This is a genomic window from Marinobacter sp. ANT_B65 (assembly GCF_002407605.1).
Classification (GTDB): Bacteria; Pseudomonadota; Gammaproteobacteria; order Pseudomonadales; family Oleiphilaceae; genus Marinobacter.
Genome location: NZ_NXGV01000004.1, coordinates 216,069 through 241,053, shown reverse-complemented (window position 1 = coordinate 241,053; position 24,985 = coordinate 216,069). Strand labels below are relative to the sequence as shown.

Sequence of the window (24,985 nt, the reverse complement as noted above, 5' to 3'; positions counted from 1 at the left end):
CTACAATGTTAAAAAAGAATCCTGGCCTGTTTATATCAATGAGTGCCGGCTGCCTGCTGGTTGCTGGATCCCTCACGTCTGCTGGTGCCCTGGCGCGCGATCTGACCTATGGCAGCTACCTGCCGCCCCAACATCCCACGAGTGCAGGGATAGCCACGTTTATTGAAGAGGTGGAAGAGCGCACGGATGGGAGTATTGAATTCAAGTTCTTTCCCTCAGGTGCTGCTGCATCGGGAAAGGAAATGTTATCTGCGGTTCGTGACGGGATGATCGATGGTGGTTTCCTGGTGACCGTGTATTACCCGACAGCTATACCGGCGAACACGACAATCAGTGACCTTTCATTCTGGAACCAGAACTCGCTGGTTGCTACGGCGGCGAGTATTGATACGGTTCTCACTGGCTGCCCTCAGTGTCTTGAGGAGCTGGAGGAGAATGATGTTCACTTCCTCGCCAGTTACGCCACGCCTCCCTACCAGGCCATATGTAAAAATGATTTTGCATCCGGTTTTGAGCCTGACGGCATGAGAATGCGGGTTGCCGGTGAAGAAATAGGTCGCTGGGTAACCCAGATCGGTGGTATTCCGGTCAATATTCCCAATAACGAATCTTATGAAGCGATGGAGCGCAGTCAGCTCGACTGTGTGATAGGGGCCACCAGTTGGCTGAAGTCCTTGTCCCTGAATGAAGTTGCCAGCAGCGTTGTCGAACTGCCGATGGGGGCTTTCCTTGGTGGCTCGCTACTCAATATCCGTGATTCTGTCTGGCAGGATCTTACAGATCCCGAGCGCAAGGCGATTATCGAAGCTGCTCCTGTAGGTGTGGCCAGAACAATTTTCGAGTATCAGAAAGAAGAGGCCGAGGTGCGCAAGGCAGCCGGTGGTCAGGGTATCCGTTTTATTGAGGTATCTGACGAAATGAGAAAAGTACGCGAAGCTTTTATGCAGGCTCAGGTAGAAAGGGCTGCCGCAACTGCCTCTGACCGGGGCGTTAAGGACGCGGATCAGATTGTTACGAACTTCATAGCCAACCTTGAAAAATGGGAGAAATTGCTGGCTGACCCGAACATCACGGAGCCGCAATACGCTGCGTTGTTGAAAAGCGAAATATACGACAAAGCCTTTTGAACCCATGTCATTCCGGGCGCGGAGCTCCAGCAGCAAGCTGTTGTCCGTAGCCCGCTATTCAAGGTGAGCTGATCAATGAGTAATAAAACGCCTGAGCTGATGCCGTTCCGTGGTATCCGGGTACTGGATGTAAGTCAGGGGCTCGCTGGCCCCTATGCAACTCAGATGCTGGCCATGATGGGGGCCGACGTTTTGAAAGTGGAGCCGCCACAAGGAGACTGGGGGAGACTGATGGGGCTTCGAAAGGAAGGTCACAGCACATTGAGTGTGTCGGCTAACTGGAACAAGCGCTCGATATGTGTTGACGCCCGAACGGAAGAGGGCGTTGAGGTATTGAAACAACTCGCAACCCAGTCTGATCTGGTTATGGAAAGCTTCCGGCCAGGGGTGATGGACAAGCTGGGCCTTGGATTTGACGTGTTAAGTGCACTCCGCCCGGGAATTATCCTGGGGTCCATCAGTGGTTTTGGCCGGTCGGGTCCCTACGCTGGAAGGCCCGGGTCTGACAGCATTCTGCAGGCGGCTACCGGGATGTCTTCCATGAACTCTGATGCTGAAGGCCAGCCGCAGCGGGTTGGAATGCTGGCAGTGGACATGATTACCGGCCTTTATGCAGGGTACGCGCTTTCTGCCGCGTTATATCAGCAGAAGCTGACCGGTGAAGGGCGTCATCTTGACCTGTCTTTGTTGGCAGGGGCCTCGGCCTTCCAGGCTATGCCGATGATGGAGTCTTTTTTGCGGGGCGGTCAACGCAGTGGCCCTGTCACTGTGCCTTCAGGTACGTTCGACACGAGTGACGGTCCAATTTCAGTGGTGTGCATCCGGAATGAAATGTTTTATGCCCTCGCTGGAGTACTGGGGCATCCGGAGTGGGAACATGATTCCCGCTTTACTGACAACGAGTCCCGCCAGCGCAATGCTGCTGAAATTCACCGCCTGATAGCTGAGGTGTTTGCCTCCCGTCCAAGACTCCACTGGATTGACCGGCTCAATGCAGCGGGTGTGCTCTGCGGTCCGTTGAATGATTACGCCGATTTGCTCCGGGATCCTCAGGTTCAGTTTCTCGACCTGGTACCCGAAGTCAGTCACAAGGCTTTTGGCAAGGTTCCGCTTCCCCGGTTCCCGGGTGCGGAACCTGTTGCAGAGGATCTGAGGCCGGCCCCCGACATGGGCGAGCACACCTGTGAAGTGCTGCGAGAGGCCGGCTATGACGAAGAACGAATTACTTCGTTGGTTCAATCAAAGACCTGTATTCAGGCTCTGGCTTCAGATAACAACTAAAAAAGAGGGCGCGTCATGAAAGCGATTCTGTGTGACCAGTTTACGGGCTTTGAAGATTTGAAGATGGTTGATGTGGCGCGACCGGACATTGCGCCAGGCTGTGTCCGGATCAGGATTCATTATGCCAGCGTCAGCTACGCCATCTCCCTGATGGTAACGGGCCGCTATCAACGGAAGATGACGCTGCCCTTTATTCCGGGGACCGAAGTGTCCGGGGAGATCATGGAGTGTGGCCAGGGAGTGGATCACCTGGAGCCCGGTGACCGGGTGGCTGCCATTGTGGACGCGGGAGGCTTTGCCGAAGAAGTTGTTATCGATGCCGCAACAGTTTACCCGGTTCCCGATAACGTCTCACTGGAGCGTGCTGTCGGAATTCCCTTGTCTTTCGGTACTGCTGCAACCGCGCTGAAGCGCGGTGATGTAAAAGCGGGCCAGCGGGTACTGGTTTGTGGGGCGGGCGGAGCCCTTGGTCTGGCGGCAGTTGAGGTTGCCAGACTGAAAGGAGCGACGGTTTTTGCCGCAGCAAGTTCTGAGGCCAAACTGGAAGCAGCCCGGCTGGCCGGGGCTGACCTGCTCATCGATTATTCATCCCGGAACCTGCTGGAAGCCGTTCGGGCAGAAACCGGGGGCCAGGGCGTGGATGTGGTATTCGACCCGGTGGGTGGCTCTGCCTTCGAAGACCTTATCCGCTGCACGGCAAACGGAGGCTGTATTCTTTCACTGGGTTTTGCCAGCGGCGTGATCCCTCAGGCGCCTGTAAATCTGCTTCTGGTAAAGAATATCAGCCTGCACGGCGTGAATTTCTCCGATTGCATCGGTTGGGGCAAGACTGATCGTCGTCATGAGTACGCGCCTGAGATGCATGTCCTGATGGACTGGCTTTTTTCGGCTGCCTCAGCCGGCAATCTCAATCTCAGAGAGCCTGAGACGTTTGAGCTCGCGGATGTGAAGCAGGCAATTGCCCGGGTCGTTGGCCGGCGCTCGGTCGGCAAAGTTGTCCTCAGGGTTTGCTAATGGAGGCGGTTATGGATACCTGGCTGAAAAAAATCAGTAACGGAGCAGCTGTGGCTGTGGGGGCGGTAACAGTCTTGATGGTGGTGCATGTTACTGCAGAAGTTTTGCTCAGGGTTCTGTTCGGGATGCATATTCCGGGAACCATGGAAGTGGTCACTTATTACTACATGGTGGCTGCAGTATTTGTGGGTATTTTTTCCTGTACCGCAGATGATGTGCATATTCGGGTTGATGTGGTTGCCCAGTTTTTTCGCGGGCGCTTCAGACGGGTGGTTGATGGTATAGGCATGGTTGCAATAACTGTCTATTTTGCCATCTTCTCTTACGGCCTTTATCTCCAGGCTGTGCGCAGCTGGAAGCGGCAGGAAACAGTGGATGCAATCGTTGCTGAGCTGGCGGTCTGGCCATCCCGATGGCTGGCTGTTATCGGAATTTCCCTTGCCTTGATGGCCTCTTTGTACTGGCTGTATCAGTTTGTCTCGTCATGGGGCAGTGATCAGGAGGACAGCCTGTGAGCCCTGTAGAAATTGGCCTTTCCTGTATAGGTATGTTGTTGCTGTTGCTTGCACTGCGTATACCTATCGGCATCGCGTTAGGTTTGACCGCTTTCACCGGGATCTGGTGGCTGCGCGGATCCAGCGCAGCGTTTTCGCTGATGGGAGCGACCACCTTCCAGTTCATCGCCCATTGGTCGCTGACTGCAATCCCGATGTTTATTTTAATGGGCGCGATTGCCTTCCATACCGGTTTGACCCGCACTCTCTTCGACGCTGGACGTGCCTGGCTCAGCTTTTTGCCTGGAGGGCTGGCGATTGCCACTAATGTCTCAAGTGCCGGTTTTGCCGCGGCAAGTGGTTCCAGTGTGGCGATGGCCGGAGCAATGTCCAGGCTGGCCGTCCCTGAGATGCTGAGGGCGAAGTATGATCCGGGGCTTGCCACGGGTATCGTTGCAGCCTCCGGAACCCTTGGGGCGTTCATACCGCCCAGCATTCCGTTTGTTCTCTATGCGGTATTCATGGAGGCGTCGGTTGGCCAGTTACTTATGGCAGGAATAATACCGGGGTTGCTGACAATGCTGGCCTACGCGGCAGTGATCATAATCCGGGTGAAACTGAAGCCGAGTCTTGCGCCACGAACCAACGATAAACTGGAAATGCCGGAAAAACTGCTTTTGCTGGCCAGATCCTGGCCCTTGCCCGTGATTGTTGCGGGTGTAGTGGGTGGTTTGTATACGGGCATTGTAACTGCCACAGAGGCCGGTGCTTTCGGAGCGTTTATCGCGGTGATTGCTGCCGTTGTCCAGGGCTCGTTCAGCTGGGATGCAATGAGGAATGCGGTCTCTGAAACTGTGCAAAGCACGGCTTCTATTTTCCTTATTGCCATTGGTGCTGTGCTGTTCAGCAGGATGCTTACATTGAGCCAGATACCGATGGGCATTGGGGACTGGGTCGAAAATTATGCTGTGGCGCTATGGATATTTCTCATAATGGTAACGATCTTTTATATCATTCTGGGTATGTTTCTCGATCCTATAGGGTTGATGCTCGTAACGCTTCCGGTTTTGGCTCCATTTGTTATTGCTTTCGATATCAATGTCATATGGTTTGGTGTGCTTGTGGTGAAGTTTATTGAAATAGGCCTGCTGACACCTCCGATAGGGCTAAATCTTTTTGTTGTCAGTGCGGGCGTCGGAGACACGGTTCCTTTCGGCACAATCGTTCGGGGAACCTTATGGTTTCTGGCGGCAGAGGCTGTAGTGCTTGCTCTGCTGATGTTCTTTCCGCAGATCTCGCTTTTCCTGCCTTCCTTGATGTACTGAGTTACCAGCCAATGGAATGGACGCAGGGAGCGCGTCCGGGCCGGAAGCTGAAACGAGGTATATAACTCCGGTATGGAGTTTATAGAAAAATGGTTTAACGGGAAGGGTATGATTCGTTGACCTGCTTCTATAGACGGTTTAGGTTTCGTAGCCCAAAAGAATCTCCTCACGGCGGCCCGCAGATAATCAGCCGAGTTAACTGCCAACTCCATGCTGGTGAGCAATATGTGACGTCGCCGCTCCCGGTGAGCGCATGATGTGGCAAGTCCCATCTAAAACCTCAGAAAAATTTCGATCATAAGTGGATGGGATATGAATCACTCCTTTTTGCGGCCGGATAGCTTTTCCGGACTTCGCTCAGTTCTTGCTTACCTGGCATTATTCACCGGTATCGCGACTTTTCTGCCGGGCAACACCTATATTGCTACGGTTCTGATCTGCCTTGCTATTCTGTTGGGTTGGGGGAATCTGCGCATGGTGGGGCGCATTATCCTGGCGCTGATCTTAATTCTGACATTTGCCGGGCTCATGGCAGATCCGGCAGCGGTGCCGAAGGCAGCAGGTAACATGTCCAGAATCGGGGCGTTGATTATTACAGTGATGCTGCTCTCCGCAGTGCTGGGCCAGTCTGATGACCTTAAACGGATTTCCCGTAGTCTGTTTGCCGGCAAATCCTTGTTCCGTTATGTCGGTATGACTTCCGGTACAGCATTGCTTTCCGTGCCCCTCAATTTCGGATCTGTAGGTGTGGTCGCTACCATGATCGGGCTGCAGGTCAAGGAGCAGGGCGACAGCCCGATGGCACGTAATGCTGCGCGGGCAGTTGTCCGGGGCTTTGCCGCATCGCCTATGGCATCACCTCTGTCCATCTCTGTTGTTATGACAGTGACCTTTCTTCCGGGACTGTCGAGCTGGAAGCTTATTGCTCTAGGGCTTCCGTTTGCCTTGTTTTACCTTTTCGCTGGCGCCCTGGCGCGGGAGGATGAGCCGCCGCGTGAAGAGTTGGCGATTGATGCCGCTGGGGATGAGTCGGCAATGCTGTCGTGGCTCCGCTTTATCGGCATTATTGTGTTGATCTGCCTGGGAGCTTTCGCTCTGAGCGTAGGCGGGGGGCTGGTTTATTCACAGGCGGTTACGCTGAGTTGTCTTACGGCTGTTGTTATCGGGCTTTTCTACCGTCGTGTCCATGATGGTGTGGTGTCCATGCCGTCAATGGCCATGGCAAACAATGAACTGGCCATTATGGGTGGGTCATCGTTTCTTGGCGGTATTATTGGCACCATAGCGCTGAGCTGGCTGGGCATGGAGTTCAGTTTGCCGGTATGGGCCTATCCGATGGTGGCCATGGCAGTACCCTGGATGTTCTTCATCGGAGGAACTGTGGGAGTCAACCCGATCATCTCCGGTACCCTGTCGGGAAGCATCCTGGGGCCCATCTGGCCTGAGTATGGTCTGTTGGGGTTGGGGCTTGGCATTATAGCCGGGTGGGGAATTACCATCGCGGGCACGCCGTATTCCGCTAACGCCCTGCTGCTGGAGCGTTGTACTGGCTATGATGCCCGAACGGCGTCCTATGGCTGGAGCCTTAAGTTCTCGCTGGTTATGCTGGTAATCTGTAGCCTGGTATGTGCTGTATTTACCCTTCCTTTTTAATGCCTTGAACAAGGGAAGGCTCGCCTTCCCCTAACTTGAACGTAGCATCAGGCGAGGCGAGATTTCGTATTTTCTCCACCAGCTCTTTGCCGCATTTGGGCAGGGCATCAAACTCACGGACAATCAGGCTGCGTTCCCGCTCCGCCCAGTCATCTTCCAGATCGATGGTGGCAATATCCAGAAAATCCGCGTATCTGTGAGCAATTGAACGGGGCAATATGCTTATGCCCACGCCCCGGCTGACCATCCGGCAGGCTGACTCGAAACCAAAGACCTGGATTCTCATCTGAAGGGTTGAGCCGGTTTTGCTGGACTGCTCCTTGAGGAAGTTGAACAGGGTGCTGCCTTCCCGCAAGCCGATGTGGGGGTAGCGGAGGGTTTCGGCGAATGAAACCCTTCCGCGTGTTGCCAGTTCATGATCTTTCGGGGTTACAACTACCAGCCGGTCGACGCTGAACGGAATGATTTCGAGTTTTTTGTGGGGATTTACCGGGCCTGCGACGACACCCAGGTCGGTTGATCCATCAACTACACCACGAATAATGTCATTGGTCAGGCGCTCCTGCAGGTCAATGCTGACGCCTGGCCGTTTGACCAGAAAACTCGCCAGCACATCTGGCATGAAATCGCTTACCGCTGTGGTATTGGCGAAGATTCGCAAATGCCCCGACTCGCCTTCGGCATACTGGGAAAACTCTTCTTTGATGTAATCCACCTGACGCATGATTGCGCGCGCATGGACCAGTAAGTCATGGCCTGCCGGCGTCAGTTCTACGCCCTGGCTGTCGCGATAGAACAGTCGGCTGCCGAGTTGCCCCTCCAGCGACTTGATTCGCATGCTGGCCGCTGCCGTGGACAGGCAGGCCCGGCGGGCTCCGCCGGTCAGACTATTGGCTTCGGCTACATGGATGAACAGTCGGAGATCCGGAATATCAAAGTGCATGGTTCAGATAATCAGCAGGCTAACAAAGAGGCTGTCAGTCTAAACCACTGGGGTGTTCATGGAAACAAAACGCACCCTTGTGGAAAAACGAATACTCCCGAGCGTTGTATAACGGCATTCTTACCATTGTTCGAAAGCCAGAATAAAGACTGATAAGAGGATGTGTGATGTCAAGCTCTCCCGAAGGCTGGATCGGCAAGCAGGAATCCTGCAGGGATCGCCTGGACCCCTCTCATGCCGGTCGTATTGCAGCCATGCTGGATCGCCCGTTCCCCGGGGAAGGTGATGAGCTTGCAGCTCTGTGGCACTGGGCATTTTTCCAGATTCCAGTACCGCCTTCCGCTACGGGGCCTGATGGTCACATAGCTCCGGGTGGCTTTTTGCCGAAGTCTGAGGGCAACACCCGGATGTGGGCCGGGGGGCGCGTTAATTTCTTGCAGCCTTTCACTATAGGTCAGCCAGCTGAGCGCCAGTCCAGCATTAAGGCGATCAATGAAAAAACGGGTCGTTCCGGCAAGCTGCTCTTCGTCACGGTGGAGCATGAATACCGCCAGAATGGAGTGCTGTGTCTGAGCGAGGAGCAGGACATTGTATACAAGGCGCCGGCGGCGCCACGGTTGTCGCTGGACAAGCCGGTCGCAGAGGCTCAGTGGAGCCAGTCGGTTCAGCCGTCACCGTTGCTGTTGTTCCGTTATTCGGCGGTTACATTCAACGGCCACCGCATCCATTACGACCATCCTTACACCACCGAGAAAGAAGGTTATCCGGATCTGGTGGTTCATGGGCCGATGATAGCCACTCTGATGGTACAGGCCTTTGTGGACGCCAACCCGGGGCTGACGCCGGTAAGCCTGTCCTACCGTGGGTTGCGGCCATTAACCGTAGACAAGTCGTTCCAGGTTGCAGGGCGGATAGAGGGTGACGGTCATGCATTGCTTTGGGCTGCCAATGAAGACGGCCCGGCTCACGAGGCAGAACTTGTGTTCAAGGAGAACAAATAGATGACCAGTCCATCACTGGAGAAGTATCAGGATATTCGCGACGGTGTACGTGGCTTGTGCGCGGAGTTTGACGCTGCATACTGGCGTGGCATAGACGAGAGGAAAGCTTTCCCTGAGGAGTTTGTTGAGGCGATGACCCAGGCTGGCTGGCTTGCCGCGATGATTCCGGAGGAGTATGGCGGTTCTGGCCTTGGGGTAGCAGAAGCTTCAGTTATCCTTGAAGAGGTCAATCGTGCCGGTGGTAATTCCGGAACCGTACATGGCCAGATGTACAACATGTTTACCCTGTTGCGTCACGGCAGCGAAGAACAGAAACAGAACTACCTTCCAAGAATTGCCGCAGGTAAATTGCGCCTGCAATCCATGGGTGTAACCGAGCCAACCACTGGAACGGATACTACCAAGATCAAGACTACAGCGGTCCGTCGGGGCGACAAGTACGTGATCAACGGCCAGAAAGTATGGATCTCTCGCATCCAGCATTCTGACCTGATGATCCTGCTGGCCCGCACCACGCCGCTGGAAGATGTCAAACGCAAGTCAGAAGGCATGTCTATTTTTATCGTCGACCTGCAGCAGGCCATAGGTAATGGTCTGACAGTTCAGCCTATTGCCAATATGGTGAACCACGAAACCAATGAACTGTTCTTCGATAACCTGGAGATTCCCGCTGAAAACCTGATTGGCGAGGAGGGTAAAGGGTTTCGTTATATTCTCGACGGCCTCAATGCCGAGCGTACTCTGATAGCCGCCGAATGCGTTGGCGACGGGCGCTGGTTTATAGACAAGGCACGCAAGTACGCCAGTGAGCGGGAAGTGTTTGGCCGTCCGATTGGCAAGAATCAGGGCGTTCAGTTTCCCATAGCCAAGGCCCATATCAACGTAGAAGCAGCGGATCTGATGCGCTGGCGCGCCTGTGAAGAATACGACAGCGGCCGGAACGCCGGCGCCAGTGCCAATATGGCGAAGTATCTGGCTGCCGAATCCTCCTGGGAGGCTGCGAATGTATGCCTGCAGACACATGGCGGGTTTGGCTTTGCCAATGAGTACGATGTGGAGCGGAAGTTCCGGGAAACGCGCCTGTATCAGGTAGCGCCCATATCTACCAATCTGATTCTCTCCTATGTGGCTGAGCATCTGCTGGAGTTGCCGCGGTCTTTCTGACTTCTGGCATCCAAGGGAAGGTTTTGTGACAGGAAATAGCAGAAAGCCCCTCCCCCTGGAGGGGGTGACCGTGATCTCACTGGAGCAGGCTATTGCGGCTCCTTTGTGTACGCGTCAGCTTGCGGAGCAGGGTGCGCGGGTGATCAAGGTTGAGCGCCCTGATGGTGGGGATTTCGCTCGGGACTATGATGACAGAGCCAATGGACTTTCCTCTCACTTTGTATGGGCAAACCGGTCGAAGGAAAGCCTGACCCTGAATCTGAAGGCTGCCGAGGGGCAGAAAATCCTGCACCAGCTGCTGGCAGAAGCAGACGTTCTGGTACAGAACCTCGCCCCCGGTGCCACTGCACGGATGGGCCTGTCCTTCGACGAACTTCATGAACAGTATCCGCAGTTGATTGTTTGTGATGTTTCCGGTTATGGCGAGGGCGGCTCCCATGGTGGCAAGAAAGCCTATGACTTGCTGATTCAGAGTGAGAGTGGCTTTTTATCAGTGACCGGGACGCCGGACGCAGATGGTATGGCGAAAGCTGGCTGTTCAGTTGCGGATATTGCTGCGGGGATGTACGCAAGCAATTCCATTTTGTCAGCGCTGTTGTTGCGGGCTCGTACTGGCGAAGGCAGTCATATTGATGTGTCGATGCTGGAGAGTCTCGTGGAGTGGATGGGCTATCCCATGTACTACAGCTATAACGGCGCACCGCAACCGACCAGAGCGGGAGCTTCCCATTCAACGATATACCCTTATGGCCCCTTTCCGGTCGGAGATGGCACAACGGTGATGCTGGGGTTACAGAACGACCGTGAATGGCAGGGCTTTTGTGAGCTGGTACTGGAGCGCCCGGAGCTGGCCGGAGACCCTCTTTACCTTGATAACCCCCGGCGATCTGCTAACCGGGATCAGCTCGGGGCGCTTATCCGGGAGGTCTTTTCCGGGATGACCCTTGGCGAAGTGGTACGCCGCCTGGATTCGGCTGGTATCGCTAATGCTTCGGTCAACAACATGGCGCAGGTCTGGAACCACCCGCAACTGGCGGCACGGGACCGCTGGCTGGAAGTGGCAACACCGGCTGGCCCCCTGCCTGTCCTGAAGTCTCCGGGCCTGTGTTTCCCTGATGCAGTTTCTGCTGTGCCAGCTCTGGGCGAGCACAACGCCGGAATTCTCGATGAGCTGGGCATTGGCCAGGACCGGATCCGCCAGTTACAGCATAGCGGTGTGATCGGACACTAACGTAATACAGAAAACAGGAATCTGACCATGACAGGCAGAGATTTGAAAACCATGCTCTTCGTGCCGGCCTCCCGCCCCGAGCGAATTCCCAAAGCTATCGCCAGCAATGCCGGGGCGGTAATTGTGGACCTGGAAGATGCGGTGCCGGCTGATGCCAAGGATTCTGCCCGTCAGGCGCTGGATGCCTTCCTTTCCAGCCATGAAGGTGCGCCGATATATGTGCGTATCAATGCCCGGGGAGCCGTGGGTTTTGAGGCAGATCTGGCTCTGTGTACACGCCATGCGAAGGTAGTCGGCATCATGTTACCGAAAGCTGAATCCGCGGATGATATTCACGCTGTGGCCAGCGCCGGAAAGACCATTATTCCGCTGATTGAATCTGCTCTGGGCCTGGTTGCTCTCAACGAGATCGCTGCGGTACCGGGAGTTGAACGGCTGAGCTATGGCGGCCTGGACCTCAGCGATGATCTGGGAATTGAAGGTAATACCGAAGCCGCAGAAACCGTTATGGATCAGTGCCGCTATCAGCTTCTGGTCAGCTCCCGGGCTGCCGGTTTGCTGGCGCCAATCGATACGGTGTTTCCGGTGTTTGATGATGAGGACGCGGTTCTTGGCAGGGCCCGCCGGGCCCGGAACATGGGGTTTGCCGGCATGCTGTGTATTCACCCGAAGCAGATTGCTCCAGTACAGGCAGGTTTTTCACCGGATCCGGAGCAGGTGGCATGGGCTCAAAAAGTCATGGCAGCGGCCAGATCTGGTGATGGCGCCTTCAAAGTGGAAGGCCAGATGGTGGATGCACCGGTCATCGCTATGGCCAGAACGATTCTTGACCGGGCCGGATAGGCCGGCGGCCAGAATGTCATAACAATCATAACAAGGGCTATATCCGGTATGACGGTGTCGAGATCCCGTAAGCGCTATCTGCCACGCGGCGGCGTTGTAAAGACAGTTGCCGTGCTGGTACTCGTTTTGATCCTGCTGGTATGGGTAAGCCAGTGGCTGGTCTACCGGATAAACCACGTGCATGTAGTGGATGCCCGAATCAAGACAGATATGGTGGCTATAGCTTCCCGGCTGCCCGGCTGGGTTAGTTCCATTGAGGTGGAAGAAGGCGACTCTGTCAGTGAGTTTCAGACGTTGCTGGTGATTGACAGTAGTGAGCTGGAGCTTGAGCTGGCGGTGATGTCTGGTCGCCGGGTGGTGCTGGAAGCGGATGCCGCCCGGATTCAGGCGGAACTGGATTATGCCAGGGCTGTGGACAACACAGAACTGGAACTGGCTGACCAGGCGCTGGCTACAGCGCGTCTGAAACTTGCGAGGCAAAAACTTGAGCTGACCAAGGCCGATGCAGATCTCATGCGCCTTCAGGGTATGACTGCCAATGCCATGGTATCGGCACAGCAACTGGCCGATGCCCGCCACCTGCGTGACGGTTCGCAACTGAACCTGAAACTGGCTGAGGGAGAGTCCCGGGCGGCCAGGGCTGGCAGGTCCCGGGCAGAGGCCCAATCGCTCAGACAGAAAGTGCTGGCCAGGGAGGCAGATGTGATTGCCGGTCGTCTGGCCGGGCTGGCAGCGGAAGAGCAGACTCTGCAGTTGCGGCTTCGGGACCACCAGTTGCGCAGCCCGGTAAATGGCCGCATAGCCCGCACCTTTGTTGAGGCCGGAGAGTATGTGCAGACCAGCCAGAACCTGATGCTGGTTTTCCGGCCGGACAGTCTCTGGGTAGAGGCAAACGTCAAGGAAACAGCAGTAAGAAAGGTAGAGCCGGGGCAAAAGGTATCAGTCGAGGTTGATGCATTCCCTGGAGAGGAATTTCCCGGCACGGTGGCGCGGGTCGGATATGCGGCAACCAGTGAATTTGCATTGATACCCAGCCCTAACCCTAGCGGTAACTTCACCAAGACGACCCAGAGGATTCCGGTGAAGATTGTTTTTGATAAGCCTGACAGCCGGTTGCGCCCGGGGATGATGGTAGAGGCGGGCATCCGTGTCGGAAACTGAAGCCCTGTTTGCGCGTTATGGGCCGCGATACAAGTGGTTCATTACCGTAACAGTGATGCTCGGTACCCTGTCCATGACGATGGCCGCAACCATTGTCAACGTGGCCATTCCGGACATCATGGGCAATTTCGGAATCGCCCAGACCAAGGCCCAGTGGCTGTCAACGGGCTTTCTGGCAGCAATGGCAGCGTTTATGTTGCTGAGCTCCTGGGTGTTGCAGACCTTCGGTATGAAAGGTGCGTACATCGGGGCCATGGTGCTGTTCATGATCGCAGCAGTGCTGGGTGGCGTCAGCCTTCATGAAGACATGGTTATCCTGTCCAGAGTTCTGCAGGGAGCCATGGCGGGGATCATCCAGCCTCTGGCTATGACAGTGATCTTCCGGGTGTTTCCACCGGAGCAGCGTGGTTTGGGTATGGGGGTTTATGGGCTGGGGGTTGTTCTCGGTCCTGCAGTAGGGCCGGCACTGGGTGGCTTCATGGTCGACTGGATGAGCTGGCGGGCGGTGTTTTTCCTGCCGCTACCGGCATGTCTGGCGGGTATTGTCTTTGCCCTGTTCTTCGCACCTGCCCGGGAGGCAGAGGATCGGGTTCAGCCATTCGACTGGACCGGCTTCACCTTGCTTTGTGCCGCTCTTGGCCTGTTGTTGTGGACTCTGTCCAATGGTCAGAGGCTGGGCTGGGGGGCAGCAGAGATTCTGTCCAGCGGCATTGGGGCGCTGGTGACATCAGTGGTGTTTGTGGTCTGGGAATGGCACAGCCCAAGGGCCTTGCTGGCAGTCAGGATATTTGCCCATCCTGGTTTTGCCGCCAGTTGTCTGGTGGCCTTTTGCTATGGAGCGGGATTGTTTGGGTCAACCTATCTGGTGCCGCTTTTTGTGCAGGAAATCCAGGGATTTTCGGCCAGTGCTTCCGGATTACTGCTCGTTCCGGCTGGACTGGCAATGGGATTGATGTTCCCGGTCGCCGGGAGGCTCAGTGACCTTTACCCCGCACCATTGCTGATCGGTCTGGGCGCTACGTTGTTTGCCTGGTCGTGCTGGTCGTTGGCGGTCATTGACGTTTATACCTTGCCTTGGGTAATCGTGGGCTGGGTTGCGTTGGGCCGGATTGGGTTGGGCTTGGGCATGCCGGCCCTGAGTACGGGGTCGCTTAAAATTCTACCGTCCCACTTGCTCAGCCAGGGAGCAGGTGCCAACAATTTCTCGCGCCAGCTGGGTGGTGCCATGGGTGTGAATGCTCTGGCAGTGATACTGGAGTGGCGCAGTGCAGGACATGCTGCGGTGATTGCTGAGACCCAGACCGCAGGTAATGAGCTTACCCGGGGCTGGCTGTCGACTATGTACGACAGCTACGCGGCGGCCGGCACGAGTACAGATCAGGTCCACGGCCTTGCATTGCGTCAGCTCGGTGAGATGGTTTGGTTTCAGGGGTACAGTCGCGGATTTCAGGACAGCTTTCTGGTACTCGCACTAGCGTTTGCCTTCGCTCTGATACCGGCCTGGCTGATGAGGCGAGCGGGAGCTTGAGGCAAAAAATTACCAATAAAAGCATCCGGTTTTGCCATTGGTATGCCCTGGTCGGGTGAGTACTCTGATGGAAGGCCTTTGCCGAGGGCTTCCGGATCGAGCCCTGAAGGGGTGTCCGGGCTACCATCAGGCATAATTGGGAGAATAATAATGGAGCATTACAAAACACCCTGGATGACTGAAGACCTGGAGATTTTTCGGGACTCGGTACGTAAGTTTGTGGATAAAGAGTTCGTGCCTCATCAGGAGCGCTGGGGCAAACAAGGCTATGTGGACCGCGAAGCCTGGCTGCGGGCTGGAGAAATGGGACTGCTGTGCGCCAGTATTCCGGAACAGTACCATGGTGGTGGTGGCAGCTTTGCTCATGAGGCCGTCATCAATATTGAGCTGACCCGCGCTTTGGTGAACTTTGGCATCGGCGTTCACAACGGTATTCTCGCCCATTACATTCTGGCTTACGGGAGTGAAGAGCAGAAACAGCGTTGGTTGCCACGTATGGCTACCGGTGAGCTTGTCGGCGCAATTGCGATGTCCGAGCCAGGGGTTGGCTCCGACCTTAAGAGTGTGAAAACCCGCGCTGTTCATGATGGTGATGATTATCTTATCAGTGGCTCCAAGACCTTCATTACCAACGGCTTTCATGCCAATTTGATTTGTGTGGTTACAAAGACCAATCCGGAGCTTGGTGCCAAGGGAATATCTCTGATCATGGTGGAAACCGAGGGTCAGACTGGCTTCCGTCGAGGCAAGCTGCTGGAGAAAATTGGCCAGAAGGCCCAGGACACTTCCGAGCTTTTTTTCGACGACGTGCGAGTAGACCGCAACAATCTTCTGGGTGCTGAGGAGGGTCGGGGGTTTGGCCAACTGATGCAACAGTTGCCCCAAGAGCGCATGATTATCGCCCTTTCGGCCCAGGCCAGCATGCACAGGGCCATAGAGTTTACCGCTGAATACGTTCGACAGCGGGAAGTGTTTGGCCAGCAATTGAGTGAGCTGCAGAACACCCGTTTCAAACTGGCCGAATGCAAAACCGTCGCCACCATTGCTACCACCTTCGTTGATCAGTGCATGATGCAGTTGCTTGCCGGTGAACTGGATAGCACAACAGCGGCCATGGCCAAGTGGTGGACCACTCAAAAGAATTGTGAAGTGATCGATGAGTGTTTGCAGCTTCATGGCGGCTACGGCTATATCCTCGAATACCCTATCGCGCGTATGTATGCCAATGCCCGGGTCAGCAAGATATACGGGGGGTCTAACGAAATCATGAAAGAACTGATCGCTCGCAAGATCGCCTGATCACAATATTCCAATAACACCTCAGGCGTGGAGCCAGGAGAACAAAAAATGAAAACGGAACAAGGTAGGTATTGGGCCAAGGGGTTGCCACGGACGCTGGAATTGCCGAAAACCAGCCTTTATTACAACCTGGAAGTGGCAGCAACCCGCTATCCGGACAAGCCGGCGCTTGTCTTCTATGATTCGGTGCTCAGTTACTCCGAGCTATGTCAGAAGGTTCAGGCTCTGGCCGGATACCTGCAACAAGAATGTGGCGTGCGTCCCGGCGACCGGGTTGCCCTGTATTCCCAGAACAGCCCGCAGTATGTAATTGGCTATTACGCTATCCTCCGAGCGCAGGGGGTCGTGGTTCCCGTTAACCCGATGAATTTGGCTGATGAATTGCAGTATTGTGTGTCTGATAGCGGAGCGCGTACCGCCCTGGTCGCTCAGGAGTTATATGTCCACGCGCAGGCTTTGGTGGGATCGGGAGATGTTGATCACCTGATCGTCCATGCCTATTCTGATTACCTGACCAAGCCGACGGATCTTGCAGTGCCGGCAGCGGTCACCGAACCAAGGCATGAGTTCAGTGGTGCTGGCGTCGCACTATGGCAGGATGTGCTCGATTGCAACTTTGTGCCGGCAGCCTTTTCCGGAAAGCATGACGACTTGTGTGTGATTGGCTACACCTCCGGCACTACAGGTCATCCCAAGGGCTGCGTGCATTCCCACAGCACCGTCATTGCATCAGTCGCCGCGTCGACTGTCTGGCGTGGTGGTTCGCCGGCGTTTACGGCACTAGCCATTGCGCCTTTGTTCCATTTTCTGGGTATGCAGGGCGGGATGAATGGTCCCATTTTTAATGGAGCAACCTCGGTACTGATGCAGCGCTGGGATCGTGATGTAGCGCTGAAGCTGATCGAACGTCATGGTGTCAGCCTGTGGAGTGCACCTCCTTCGATGATCGTCGATTTCTTTTCCAATCCGGCACTGAAAAACCACGACATTTCCTGTCTGAGCAAGTTAATGGGCGGTGGTGCTGCAATGCCAGAAGCCATCTCCCGAAAGCTGGCAGAGGAATTCAATATTGTCTACAACGAAGCCTATGGCCTGACCGAGACCGCGGCCTTCATTCTTGGCAACCCCATTGAGCGGGGCAAGCGACAGTGTTTGGGTATCGCTACATTCGGAGTTGATGCCCGTATTATTGACCCGGCTACCCTGAAAGAGTTGCCTCAGGGGGGAACCGGCGAGATTATCCTGAAAGGCCCGCAGGTGATGCTGGAGTACTGGAAAGATCCGGCGGCCACGGCTAAAAGCTTCATTGAACTTGATGGAGGGCGCTTTCTTCGCACCGGCGATCTGGGTTACGTGGACGAAGAAGGCTACTTCTTTATGGTTGACCGGCTGAAGAGGATGATCAATGCCTCCGGTTTCAAGGTCTGGCCGGCGGAAGTGGAAAGTATCATGTACGGCCACCCGGATATTCATGAAGCCTGCATTATTGCAGCGCCTGATGCTAAGCGGGGCGAAACCGCTAAAGCACTGGTCGTGTTGAAGCCGACTGCGCCAGAAAACCTCAGTGAAGACGATATTATTGCCTGGTGCAAGCAGCATATGGCCGCCTATAAAGTACCCACTGCGGTGGCTATTCTCGATGAACTGCCGAAGTCAGGCACCGGCAAAATTATGTGGCGCCAGCTCCAGGAAGATGCTCGCAAAGAAGGTATTAACTGTGCTTGATATTGAAACGAAACCGCCAGGCGTGCCCCGGGCGCCGGAAGCGGCCGAGTTGGTCGAGGTGGCGCAGGATGTATTCTGGACCCGTATCCCGTTGCCCGGGAAATTGAACCACATCAATATCTGGCTGCTCCGTGAAGAAGATGGCTTTTCGGTGGTCGATACCGGGATGCACACTCCCGAGGCCAAAGCTGCCTGGGAATTGTTGTTCTCGTCACTTCCAGAGGATATGCCCGTGCGGCGGGTGTTCGTGACCCATTTGCACCCAGATCACGTCGGCATGGCCGGCTGGCTGATGGAGCGGGGAGCGGAGGAGTTCTGGATGACCCGATTGGAGTACCTGACCTCTCGGGTTTTGGTGGCACAGTCACATGACAGCACCGTGCCGGGCGATATTACGGCGTTTTTTCGTGCAGCGGGCTGGCCCGAGACTGTGCTCGAGAGTTATCACGACCATTACCATAATTATGGACGACTGGTTTCCCCTTTGCCTCGCAGCTTCTCGCGCCTGCAGGAAGGACAGCGCCATATTATCGGTGGTCGGAGTTGGCGCGTGGTTATCGGAAATGGCCACTCGCCTGAGCACGCATGCCTGTACTGCGAAGACGACAAACTGTTGATCTCCGGTGACCAGGTGTTGCCGGGCATTTCATCCAATGTTTCGGTAACACCGTTGGAGCCGGCAGCCAACCCGATGGCGGATTGGCTGGCATCACTGCGTAAGCTTAAGTCTGAAATCCCGGATGATGTTCTGGTCCTGCCAGCTCATCAACGCTGTTTTACCGGCTTGCATGAGCGTATCGACAGTTTGCTGGCGGACCAGGAAAAGGCACTGAATGAGTTGCGAAGAGCGTTGGAAAGCGGGCCGAAGCGGGTGGTTGATGTGTTCGCTGTTCTCTTCGGGCGTGTCATAACCGAGGAGAGCTTCATGATTTACAGCCTTGCCACAGGCGAAGCCCTGGCTTGTCTGAATTATTTGGCTGAACTGGGTGAAGTGGGCTCTTCAATCGACACCCAACGTGTGCGGTGGTATCACCTGAGATAAAAAGGAGAGGGGGCTTCAGGGATTGTAAAGATGGCTTTCAGGATTGTTTGATGGTGCCAGAGATGAGAACTGTGGATTATATGGATTTCCGGACATCAAATAATTAAAAAGTTCGCTTATGAAAACGATATTGCCCAGACACACCATACCGATTTCCCAGGTTCATAGTGTTCTTGGGGGGTGCCACAGACAGGGACTGGATGTCGACGCGCTGTTGGGGCAGGCGGGTATTTCCCCTTCACTGCTCAGTTCGCCCTTATCCAGAGTCTCACAGTTGCATTTTGCCAAGCTGTTGCGGGTTGTTCAGCGCAGAACGGGCGATGAATACTGGGGGCTCTGCTCTCACCCCGTCAGGCCAGGTACCTTTGCTCAATGCTGTGAGCTGATGGTACATGCGCCGACGTTGGGTGATGCTCTTCGTGCGGGCAGCCACTTCTACCATCTGGTGTTGCAGGACTTCACGGTGCGAATTCAACAAAAAGATGGGGTGGCGTGGGTTCGTCTGCAAAGTCATGTACCGGTCGGCGAATGCTCGGACTTTGCTGAGCGGGTATTCATGCTTTTCAGTTACGGGGTGATGTGCTGGATGGTTGAGGAGCGGATACCGATAAGTCAGGTGTTGATGCGTGGTAAAGCGCTTTCTGATCAGGCAACCACCAGTTTACTGTTCAACGGACCTGTCCTTTACGAGCAGTCTTGCAGTGGGTTCAGCTTTGATGTGAGTTGGCTGGACTGCGCTTTGCGTCAGGATCGCAGCAGTTTGCACGGTTTCCTTCGTCGATCCCTGGGCAATCTTCTGGTGCGTTATCGCGACCGCTCTCACATTGTTGAACGGGTGCGTTGCTACCTGCGACAAAATCTGACCCACGGCTCCGTTCCCCTTGAGCAGGTTGCCGATGCGCTTGCCATGCCTGCTTATACATTGCGTCGACGACTGCGTATGGAGCAGGAACGCTTTCAGGATCTCAAGGATGATTTGAGAAGAGATGCCGCTATTGATTACCTGGCTTGTCCAAACTTGTCCCTGACCGAGGTGGCGGAACGGCTGGGTTTCTCCGAGCCCAGCACATTTCACCGTGCCTTCAAGAAGTGGACAGGTTTGCCTCCGGGGGAATACCGCGAGGCAGTACTCGCGGATGATCCTCCCTTGGTCGTTGGCCAATAGGGGACTGATGTCAGCCAACACGACGGTCCTGATTTTTCCAGTAAGGATCGCGCATTTTGAATTTGAGCAGTTTTCCGGCACTGGAGATAGGCATCTCGTCGACGAATTCAATACTGCGAGGGCATTTATAGCCCGCTATATGGTCTTTGCAATGATCTGTTAGCTGTTGCTCATTCAGGTCGCTGCCCGGGCGCAGTTTGATGACCGCATGAACCCGCTCTCCCCAGCGATCATCCGGCACTCCGAACACGGCGCACAGTTCGACTTGTGGTAGTTTCAGGATGGTATTTTCGACCTCTGCAGAGTAAACGTTCTCGCCGCCAGACACGATCATGTCCTTGATGCGGTCTACCACATACAGAAAGCCATCCTCATCCATATAGCCTGCATCCCCGGTATGCATCCATCCACCCCGAAGAGCCTCTGCGGTTTGCTCGGGTTTGTTCCAGTAGCCCTGCATAACCATAGGACCGCGAACAACAATTTCCCCCACCGTGTTGTTGGGTACTTCGTTGTCCGTGGGGTCAACAATCTGGATTTCGGCAAGCGGGGTTGGAATGCCTGCAGAGCGCAGCTTGCCGGCCTTGCGCCCTTCTTCCGTATGGTAATGGGGGGGCAGGACCGCAACGGTCGGTGCCAGCTCCGTCATGCCATAGGCCTGGGAGAAGTCCACGCCAGGTAACTCTTTCATGGCACGCTCCAGCAAGGTAACGTCCATAGGTGATGCACCATAACGAACGGATCCCAGGCTGCTCAAGTTGCGTATCCGGAAATCCGGGTGGTCCAGAAGCATCCGTAGCATGGTTGGCACGAGGAAAATTTCCGCAACGCGATACTGCTCTATGGCGTGCAGTACCAGAGCGGGTTCGAAGCCGGTGAGGACCACATGAGTGCCAAGACGGATGGAGAGACCAAACATCGATTGCATACCTGCGACATGAAAAAATGGGGCTGCATGCAGGGCTACCTGTCTGGGGGGGCGCGGCGCACCAAGAGAGGCTCCAATAGCACCCAGGTAACAGTTGTTGTGGCTGAGCATGACCCCTTTGGGCTGCCCGGTGGTGCCACCCGTATAGAGAATGGCGGCCAGGTCATCGCTATGGCGCTTGGCATCCGGCACTTCGGCTGATGTATTGATCAAACGCTCCAAACCGATCGTGCCTTCCGGGGCTGTATCTTCGCCGACAAAGATGATGGTTTTAAGCGCGGAGGAATGTTCGCGGATGGCTGGAAGGAGCGCTATAAAGGTGTCGTCAATCAGCAGAATGCGAGTGTCGCTGTCGTCCAGGGAGTAGGCTATTTCCCGGGCACTCCAGCGAATGTTGACTGGATTGACTACGCCTCCGCCCCATAGTACCCCATAGAGATACTCCACGTAGTGATCGGAGTTGCGCGCCAGCATGCCAACGCGATCACCATGTCGCATGCCCAAACTTTGCAGGCCCCCGGCCAGGCCGGCAATTCGGCTGACCAGCTGACGCCAGGTCTGGCGCCGCTCACCATCAACAATGGCGAGCGCGCCGGGGCATTCCCTGAGCGCTTTGTGAAGGGGTTGCGTGATATTCATGGCTGGCCTCTGTTGGTTCTATGAGTCATAGATATTTGTATTGCCCAGCACTACATCAGGCTGGGCAGGAACGTGACGATTTCCGGGAATGCTACCAGTAGCGCAATTGTGACGATGTCCATGGCGATGAACCAGGAGACCCCTTTGAAGATATCCCCCAGGCGCACACTGTCATCGACGACGGTTTTGAGGATGAAGCAGTTTATGCCTACCGGTGGCGATACCAGACCTATCTCCAGGTATTTGATCATGATGATGCCGAACCAGATCAGGTCGTATTCCAGGCCCTGGACGATCGGGATGACAATGGGCAGCGTCAGTAACATGATCTCGATAGAGCCCATGAAAGTGCCAAGGAAAATGTACAGGACAGAGAGCGAGGCGATCACTACAACCGGATGTACGTCAAAGCCGCCGGCCCAGCTGGTCAGGTCGGCAGCGATGCCGGTCAGGGCGGTGAACGATGTGACCATATAGGCACCGATCACCGCAGCGAATAACATGGAGGTGCTTTTCAGGGTTTCCAGCAATGCCGTGGAGGTTTTCTTGCGATCCAGGCGACGGGCTACCAGGCTGATGATAAACGCGATGGAGGCACCGATAGCCCCGGCTTCAGATGGCGTAAACAGCCCGGAATAGAGTCCGGATACCACAACGACAATAAGAAGCAGCATGCCCCAGGTGCTTTTCAGAGACCCGAATTTTTCCTGCCAGCTGACTTTTGGCGTGGGAGGTGCCAGGTCCGGATTGAGCTTGGCGCGGATCATCACCATGGCGACATAAATCAGCAGTGAAAGCAGGCCCGGGATGACACCGGCCACAAACATTGCGGCGATGGACTGGTCGGTAAAAACCGCATAGAGAATCATCAGGATACTGGGGGGGATCAGCGAGCCCAGCGTGCCCGATGCCGCTACCACCCCTGTCGCCAGCCCTTTGTCATAACCTCGGGCAAGCATCTCCGGGACCGCCATGCGCCCCATTGCCGCTGCAGTGGCGAGGCTGCTTCCGCTGATGGCTGCAAACAGGGCACAGCCAACGGACGAGGCAACCGCCAGGCCGCCAGGCATGCGACCGAGCCACATCCGTGCGGTGTGGTAAATGTCTTTGGTGAACCCAGCCTCAGTTGCAACGTAGCCCATCAGCAGAAACATCGGGATGGTGGTAAAGGTATATTCCGCGGTGGAAGAATAGGGTAACTCCCCCAGGAAACTGTTCGCCGTTATAAAGCCCTGTTCAAGATCAAAGCTGTCACCCCGGCTGGCCATGACAAGGATCAGACCGGTATATCCAGTGGCAATCAATACAACAGCGATCGGAATACGCAGTAGTAGCATGGTCACCATGCCGGCCGTCGCCCAGATTCCAATGGTAGTTGGATCCATTGTTCACACACCTGTTCTGTTTGTTATAAAAAAGGGGTTGGATCAGTAGCCGTCGGTCTCATCTAGAGCTTGAGTGAGCTCCGACTCATGGTCGGGCCGGCTGGATGGAAAAATCAGTTGGACACACATGCGGACGCACCACCAGGACAAGCCCAGGGGGATCAGAGCACGGATTGGCCACTCGGGCAGATCCAGTGCGCTGCCGAAGGCGATTACGCCGAACTCCCATGACTCCCAGGCCGCGCGAGCACTGAGCCAGGTCATCAAGCCAAAGAAGATGACGCCGAGTATCAAGCCCAAGGTAACCAGTACTGACTGGATCTTCCGGGATAAATGGTCGGTTACAACCGTGACTTCCAGGTGGGCCCCGACGGATTGCACGTAACCCATGGGCAAAAACACGATAGCAACCATGAGCATTTCGGAAATCAACAGGTCGTCAGGCACGGACTGGGAGAAGAACGTTCTTCCGACCACAGACACAAACGTCACGATGACCATCAGCGCCAGCAATAGCTGACTGAAGCGGACAATTTGGCGGTCCACCGAGCTTATCGCCCGGGGAATCGACTGGCTGAGTCTGGTCATAGACATACCCTCCGGTTATTCAGTGCTCTGTTGAAGTACCAGGGCAGCGGTGTTGCCGCCCCGGTGACTGTCATCAGTTGCTCTGCCAGGGGTAGCCCTGTTCGCGTACTTCTTCCTCAACCTTGTACAGCTCTGAGAGAAAGCGCTCGTGCAGTTCCGTTGCTGCGGAGTTGCGTTTGGTAAGGTCCGCGATGTATTCATCGACGGCAGGACGCATTTGTTCCTCCCATACCTTGCGCTGCTCATCCGTAAGACTGTAGTACTCAACAGGGTAATCAGGGTTGTTTTTGAGAGTGTCTATAGCGTTTTCGGCCTCCTGAAGTCCTGCTTGGGCCATTTTCTCACTGAAAATTGGTGCAAGCTCTTCAAACACCTGTTTTTCCGTATCTGACAAACTGTCCCAGGCTCGGTTGTTCATCACAACCACGACCATGGATTGTCCGCTGTTGGGCACTACAACGTATTTGGCTACTTCGTTCTGTTTGTAGGGTGGCATCAGGTAAAGATAACCCTGGGCGCCATCGATAGTGCCCCGCTCCATGGCGGAATAGAAGTCGGCGAATGTGATGTTGACTGGGGTGACTTTCCAGTCATTTGCTTGCGCCGCATTAATCGAGCGTGGGGTGAGGCGTACTTTGTCGCCTTTAAAATCGTCTGGTGTGATGTAAGGGCGGGTTGTGCTCATATTCACGCGAACGCCACTGGAATAGTAGCCTATGGGGCGAATACCGATACGGGCTGACTCTTTGTCGAAGGCTTCGAAACCGTTGACAGCTCTAAGCCAGGCCTGGACTGCTATATAGTTATCCCCGGGGCCGAGATCTGTTTGAGATACTGCCATCAGCGGGTTCATCGCCAAAGTATATTCCGGGGATATTGGCCCCATGTCTGCGATGCCGGACTGGATGCCGCGTGCGGAATCCTTGTACTTCAGCAAGCTTTGCGCCCAATGAACTTTGATTTCAACAGAGCCGTTGGTGCGTTTTGCGACTTCATCGGCCCACCAGAGGATAGCCTGATTGGTCGGGCGGTCGGCGTTAGGAGCGGCCGGTGTAGCGTAGTTCAGAGTGCGGGCGCTGGCTAAGGCGGCGCCCAGTCCCATCGAGACTGAAAAAATAAGGGCGAAGGCATAGGTTGCCTTTCGTAGGTAGGGATGCTTGAGCTGTTTCATTTGAAGACCTCTTGTTTTGTTTTTGTCTTTGTCTTGCAGCTATTTGGTTTGTATGACTCGGGCTGTTGCAATCAGTGTATGGGTTGGATTAAAGCCGACCAATGGCGGATGCGCGGAAGACGATTGGCAAATTTGTGCAGCGGCGGGAATTGGTAAACTTGGAACTATTAAGGCGTTGATACTGGCATTCCCAAGGGTCGTCGGCCCCGGGAATGCAACTTAATACAGACTATGGCCAGCCTGTTGCCGTCAGGGTTTGCCGCCGCAGCCCAGTGGGA

21 protein-coding genes are annotated in these 24,985 nt (G+C 55.2%); 16 read left to right on the top strand and 5 right to left on the bottom strand.

Annotation, left to right across the window (positions count from 1 at the left end; genetic code table 11):
* The first annotated feature begins 5 nt into the window (after window positions 1–5).
* The 6 genes from CPA50_RS17225 (at window position 6) to CPA50_RS17200 (ending at window position 6,894) form a co-directional block, all read left to right on the top strand.
* Window positions 6–1,127 carry a C4-dicarboxylate TRAP transporter substrate-binding protein gene (locus CPA50_RS17225; RefSeq protein WP_096783759.1) on the top strand — a complete coding sequence of 374 codons (1,122 nt, stop codon included), beginning with the start codon at window positions 6–8 and terminating at the stop codon, window positions 1,125–1,127.
* Between the two features lie 75 nt (window positions 1,128–1,202).
* Complete coding sequence (locus CPA50_RS17220; RefSeq protein ID WP_096783758.1) at window positions 1,203–2,408, top strand: CaiB/BaiF CoA transferase family protein; 1,206 nt, start codon at window positions 1,203–1,205, stop codon at window positions 2,406–2,408.
* 15 nt (window positions 2,409–2,423) lie between these two features.
* Window positions 2,424–3,422 carry an NADPH:quinone oxidoreductase family protein gene (locus tag CPA50_RS17215; protein ID WP_096783757.1) on the top strand — a complete coding sequence of 333 codons (999 nt, stop codon included), beginning with the start codon at window positions 2,424–2,426 and terminating at the stop codon, window positions 3,420–3,422.
* Between the two features lie 11 nt (window positions 3,423–3,433).
* Window positions 3,434–3,937: a TRAP transporter small permease gene (locus CPA50_RS17210; RefSeq protein WP_179397259.1), complete on the top strand. Its 504-nt coding sequence runs from the start codon at window positions 3,434–3,436 to the stop codon at window positions 3,935–3,937.
* Window positions 3,934–5,241, top strand: a complete 1,308-nt coding sequence (locus CPA50_RS17205) for a TRAP transporter large permease (RefSeq protein ID WP_096783755.1) — start codon at window positions 3,934–3,936, stop codon at window positions 5,239–5,241. The genes CPA50_RS17210 and CPA50_RS17205 overlap by 4 nt, the downstream gene beginning before the upstream one ends.
* A gap of 312 nt (window positions 5,242–5,553) precedes the next feature.
* On the top strand, window positions 5,554–6,894 hold the full coding sequence (locus CPA50_RS17200; protein WP_096783754.1) for a hypothetical protein: 1,341 nt from the start codon (window positions 5,554–5,556) through the stop codon (window positions 6,892–6,894).
* Here the strand turns inward: CPA50_RS17200 and CPA50_RS17195 are convergent.
* Window positions 6,878–7,837 carry a LysR family transcriptional regulator gene (locus tag CPA50_RS17195; protein WP_096783753.1) on the bottom strand — a complete coding sequence of 320 codons (960 nt, stop codon included), beginning with the start codon at window positions 7,835–7,837 and terminating at the stop codon, window positions 6,878–6,880. The two genes, CPA50_RS17200 and CPA50_RS17195, sit on opposite strands and share 17 nt — an antisense overlap.
* Window positions 7,838–8,001: 164 nt before the next feature.
* Here CPA50_RS17195 and CPA50_RS17190 point away from each other — a divergent pair, with 164 nt between their 5' ends.
* The 10 genes from CPA50_RS17190 (at window position 8,002) to CPA50_RS17145 (ending at window position 19,996) form a co-directional block, all read left to right on the top strand.
* Window positions 8,002–8,838, top strand: a complete 837-nt coding sequence (locus tag CPA50_RS17190; protein ID WP_096783752.1) for an itaconyl-CoA hydratase — start codon at window positions 8,002–8,004, stop codon at window positions 8,836–8,838.
* Entirely contained in the window at window positions 8,839–10,002 is a 1,164-nt protein-coding gene (locus CPA50_RS17185; protein WP_096783751.1) for an acyl-CoA dehydrogenase family protein, read from the top strand.
* 25 nt (window positions 10,003–10,027) lie between these two features.
* Complete coding sequence (locus CPA50_RS17180; RefSeq protein ID WP_096783809.1) at window positions 10,028–11,233, top strand: CaiB/BaiF CoA transferase family protein; 1,206 nt, start codon at window positions 10,028–10,030, stop codon at window positions 11,231–11,233.
* Between the two features lie 27 nt (window positions 11,234–11,260).
* Complete coding sequence (locus CPA50_RS17175) at window positions 11,261–12,076, top strand: HpcH/HpaI aldolase/citrate lyase family protein (RefSeq protein ID WP_096783750.1); 816 nt, start codon at window positions 11,261–11,263, stop codon at window positions 12,074–12,076.
* A 48-nt stretch (window positions 12,077–12,124) separates the two neighbouring features.
* The gene (locus CPA50_RS17170; protein WP_096783749.1) at window positions 12,125–13,237 is read left to right on the top strand and encodes an HlyD family secretion protein; all 1,113 of its coding nucleotides are present in this window, start codon (window positions 12,125–12,127) and stop codon (window positions 13,235–13,237) included.
* On the top strand, window positions 13,224–14,765 hold the full coding sequence (locus CPA50_RS17165) for a DHA2 family efflux MFS transporter permease subunit (protein WP_202971782.1): 1,542 nt from the start codon (window positions 13,224–13,226) through the stop codon (window positions 14,763–14,765). The genes CPA50_RS17170 and CPA50_RS17165 overlap by 14 nt, the downstream gene beginning before the upstream one ends.
* Window positions 14,766–14,915: 150 nt before the next feature.
* A complete protein-coding gene (locus CPA50_RS17160) occupies window positions 14,916–16,064 on the top strand; it encodes an acyl-CoA dehydrogenase family protein (protein WP_096783748.1) in 1,149 nt (382 codons plus the stop codon).
* Between the two features lie 48 nt (window positions 16,065–16,112).
* Complete coding sequence (locus tag CPA50_RS17155; protein ID WP_096783747.1) at window positions 16,113–17,789, top strand: long-chain fatty acid--CoA ligase; 1,677 nt, start codon at window positions 16,113–16,115, stop codon at window positions 17,787–17,789.
* Entirely contained in the window at window positions 17,782–18,831 is a 1,050-nt protein-coding gene (locus CPA50_RS17150) for an MBL fold metallo-hydrolase (RefSeq protein WP_179397258.1), read from the top strand. The genes CPA50_RS17155 and CPA50_RS17150 overlap by 8 nt, the downstream gene beginning before the upstream one ends.
* Before the next feature lie 118 nt (window positions 18,832–18,949).
* The gene (locus CPA50_RS17145; RefSeq protein WP_096783745.1) at window positions 18,950–19,996 is read left to right on the top strand and encodes an AraC family transcriptional regulator; all 1,047 of its coding nucleotides are present in this window, start codon (window positions 18,950–18,952) and stop codon (window positions 19,994–19,996) included.
* A 10-nt stretch (window positions 19,997–20,006) separates the two neighbouring features.
* Here CPA50_RS17145 and CPA50_RS17140 read toward each other — a convergent pair whose 3' ends face one another.
* The 4 genes from CPA50_RS17140 to CPA50_RS17125 form a co-directional block, all read right to left on the bottom strand.
* The gene (locus tag CPA50_RS17140; protein ID WP_096783744.1) at window positions 20,007–21,563 is read right to left on the bottom strand and encodes a long-chain-fatty-acid--CoA ligase; all 1,557 of its coding nucleotides are present in this window, start codon (window positions 21,561–21,563) and stop codon (window positions 20,007–20,009) included.
* 50 nt (window positions 21,564–21,613) lie between these two features.
* Window positions 21,614–22,948 (bottom strand): TRAP transporter large permease, encoded by a 1,335-nt coding sequence (locus tag CPA50_RS17135; protein WP_096783743.1) that lies wholly within the window; start codon window positions 22,946–22,948, stop codon window positions 21,614–21,616.
* 42 nt (window positions 22,949–22,990) lie between these two features.
* Complete coding sequence (locus tag CPA50_RS17130; RefSeq protein ID WP_096783742.1) at window positions 22,991–23,536, bottom strand: TRAP transporter small permease; 546 nt, start codon at window positions 23,534–23,536, stop codon at window positions 22,991–22,993.
* 73 nt (window positions 23,537–23,609) lie between these two features.
* On the bottom strand, window positions 23,610–24,707 hold the full coding sequence (locus tag CPA50_RS17125; protein WP_096783741.1) for a TRAP transporter substrate-binding protein: 1,098 nt from the start codon (window positions 24,705–24,707) through the stop codon (window positions 23,610–23,612).
* Window positions 24,708–24,985: the final 278 nt, after the last annotated feature.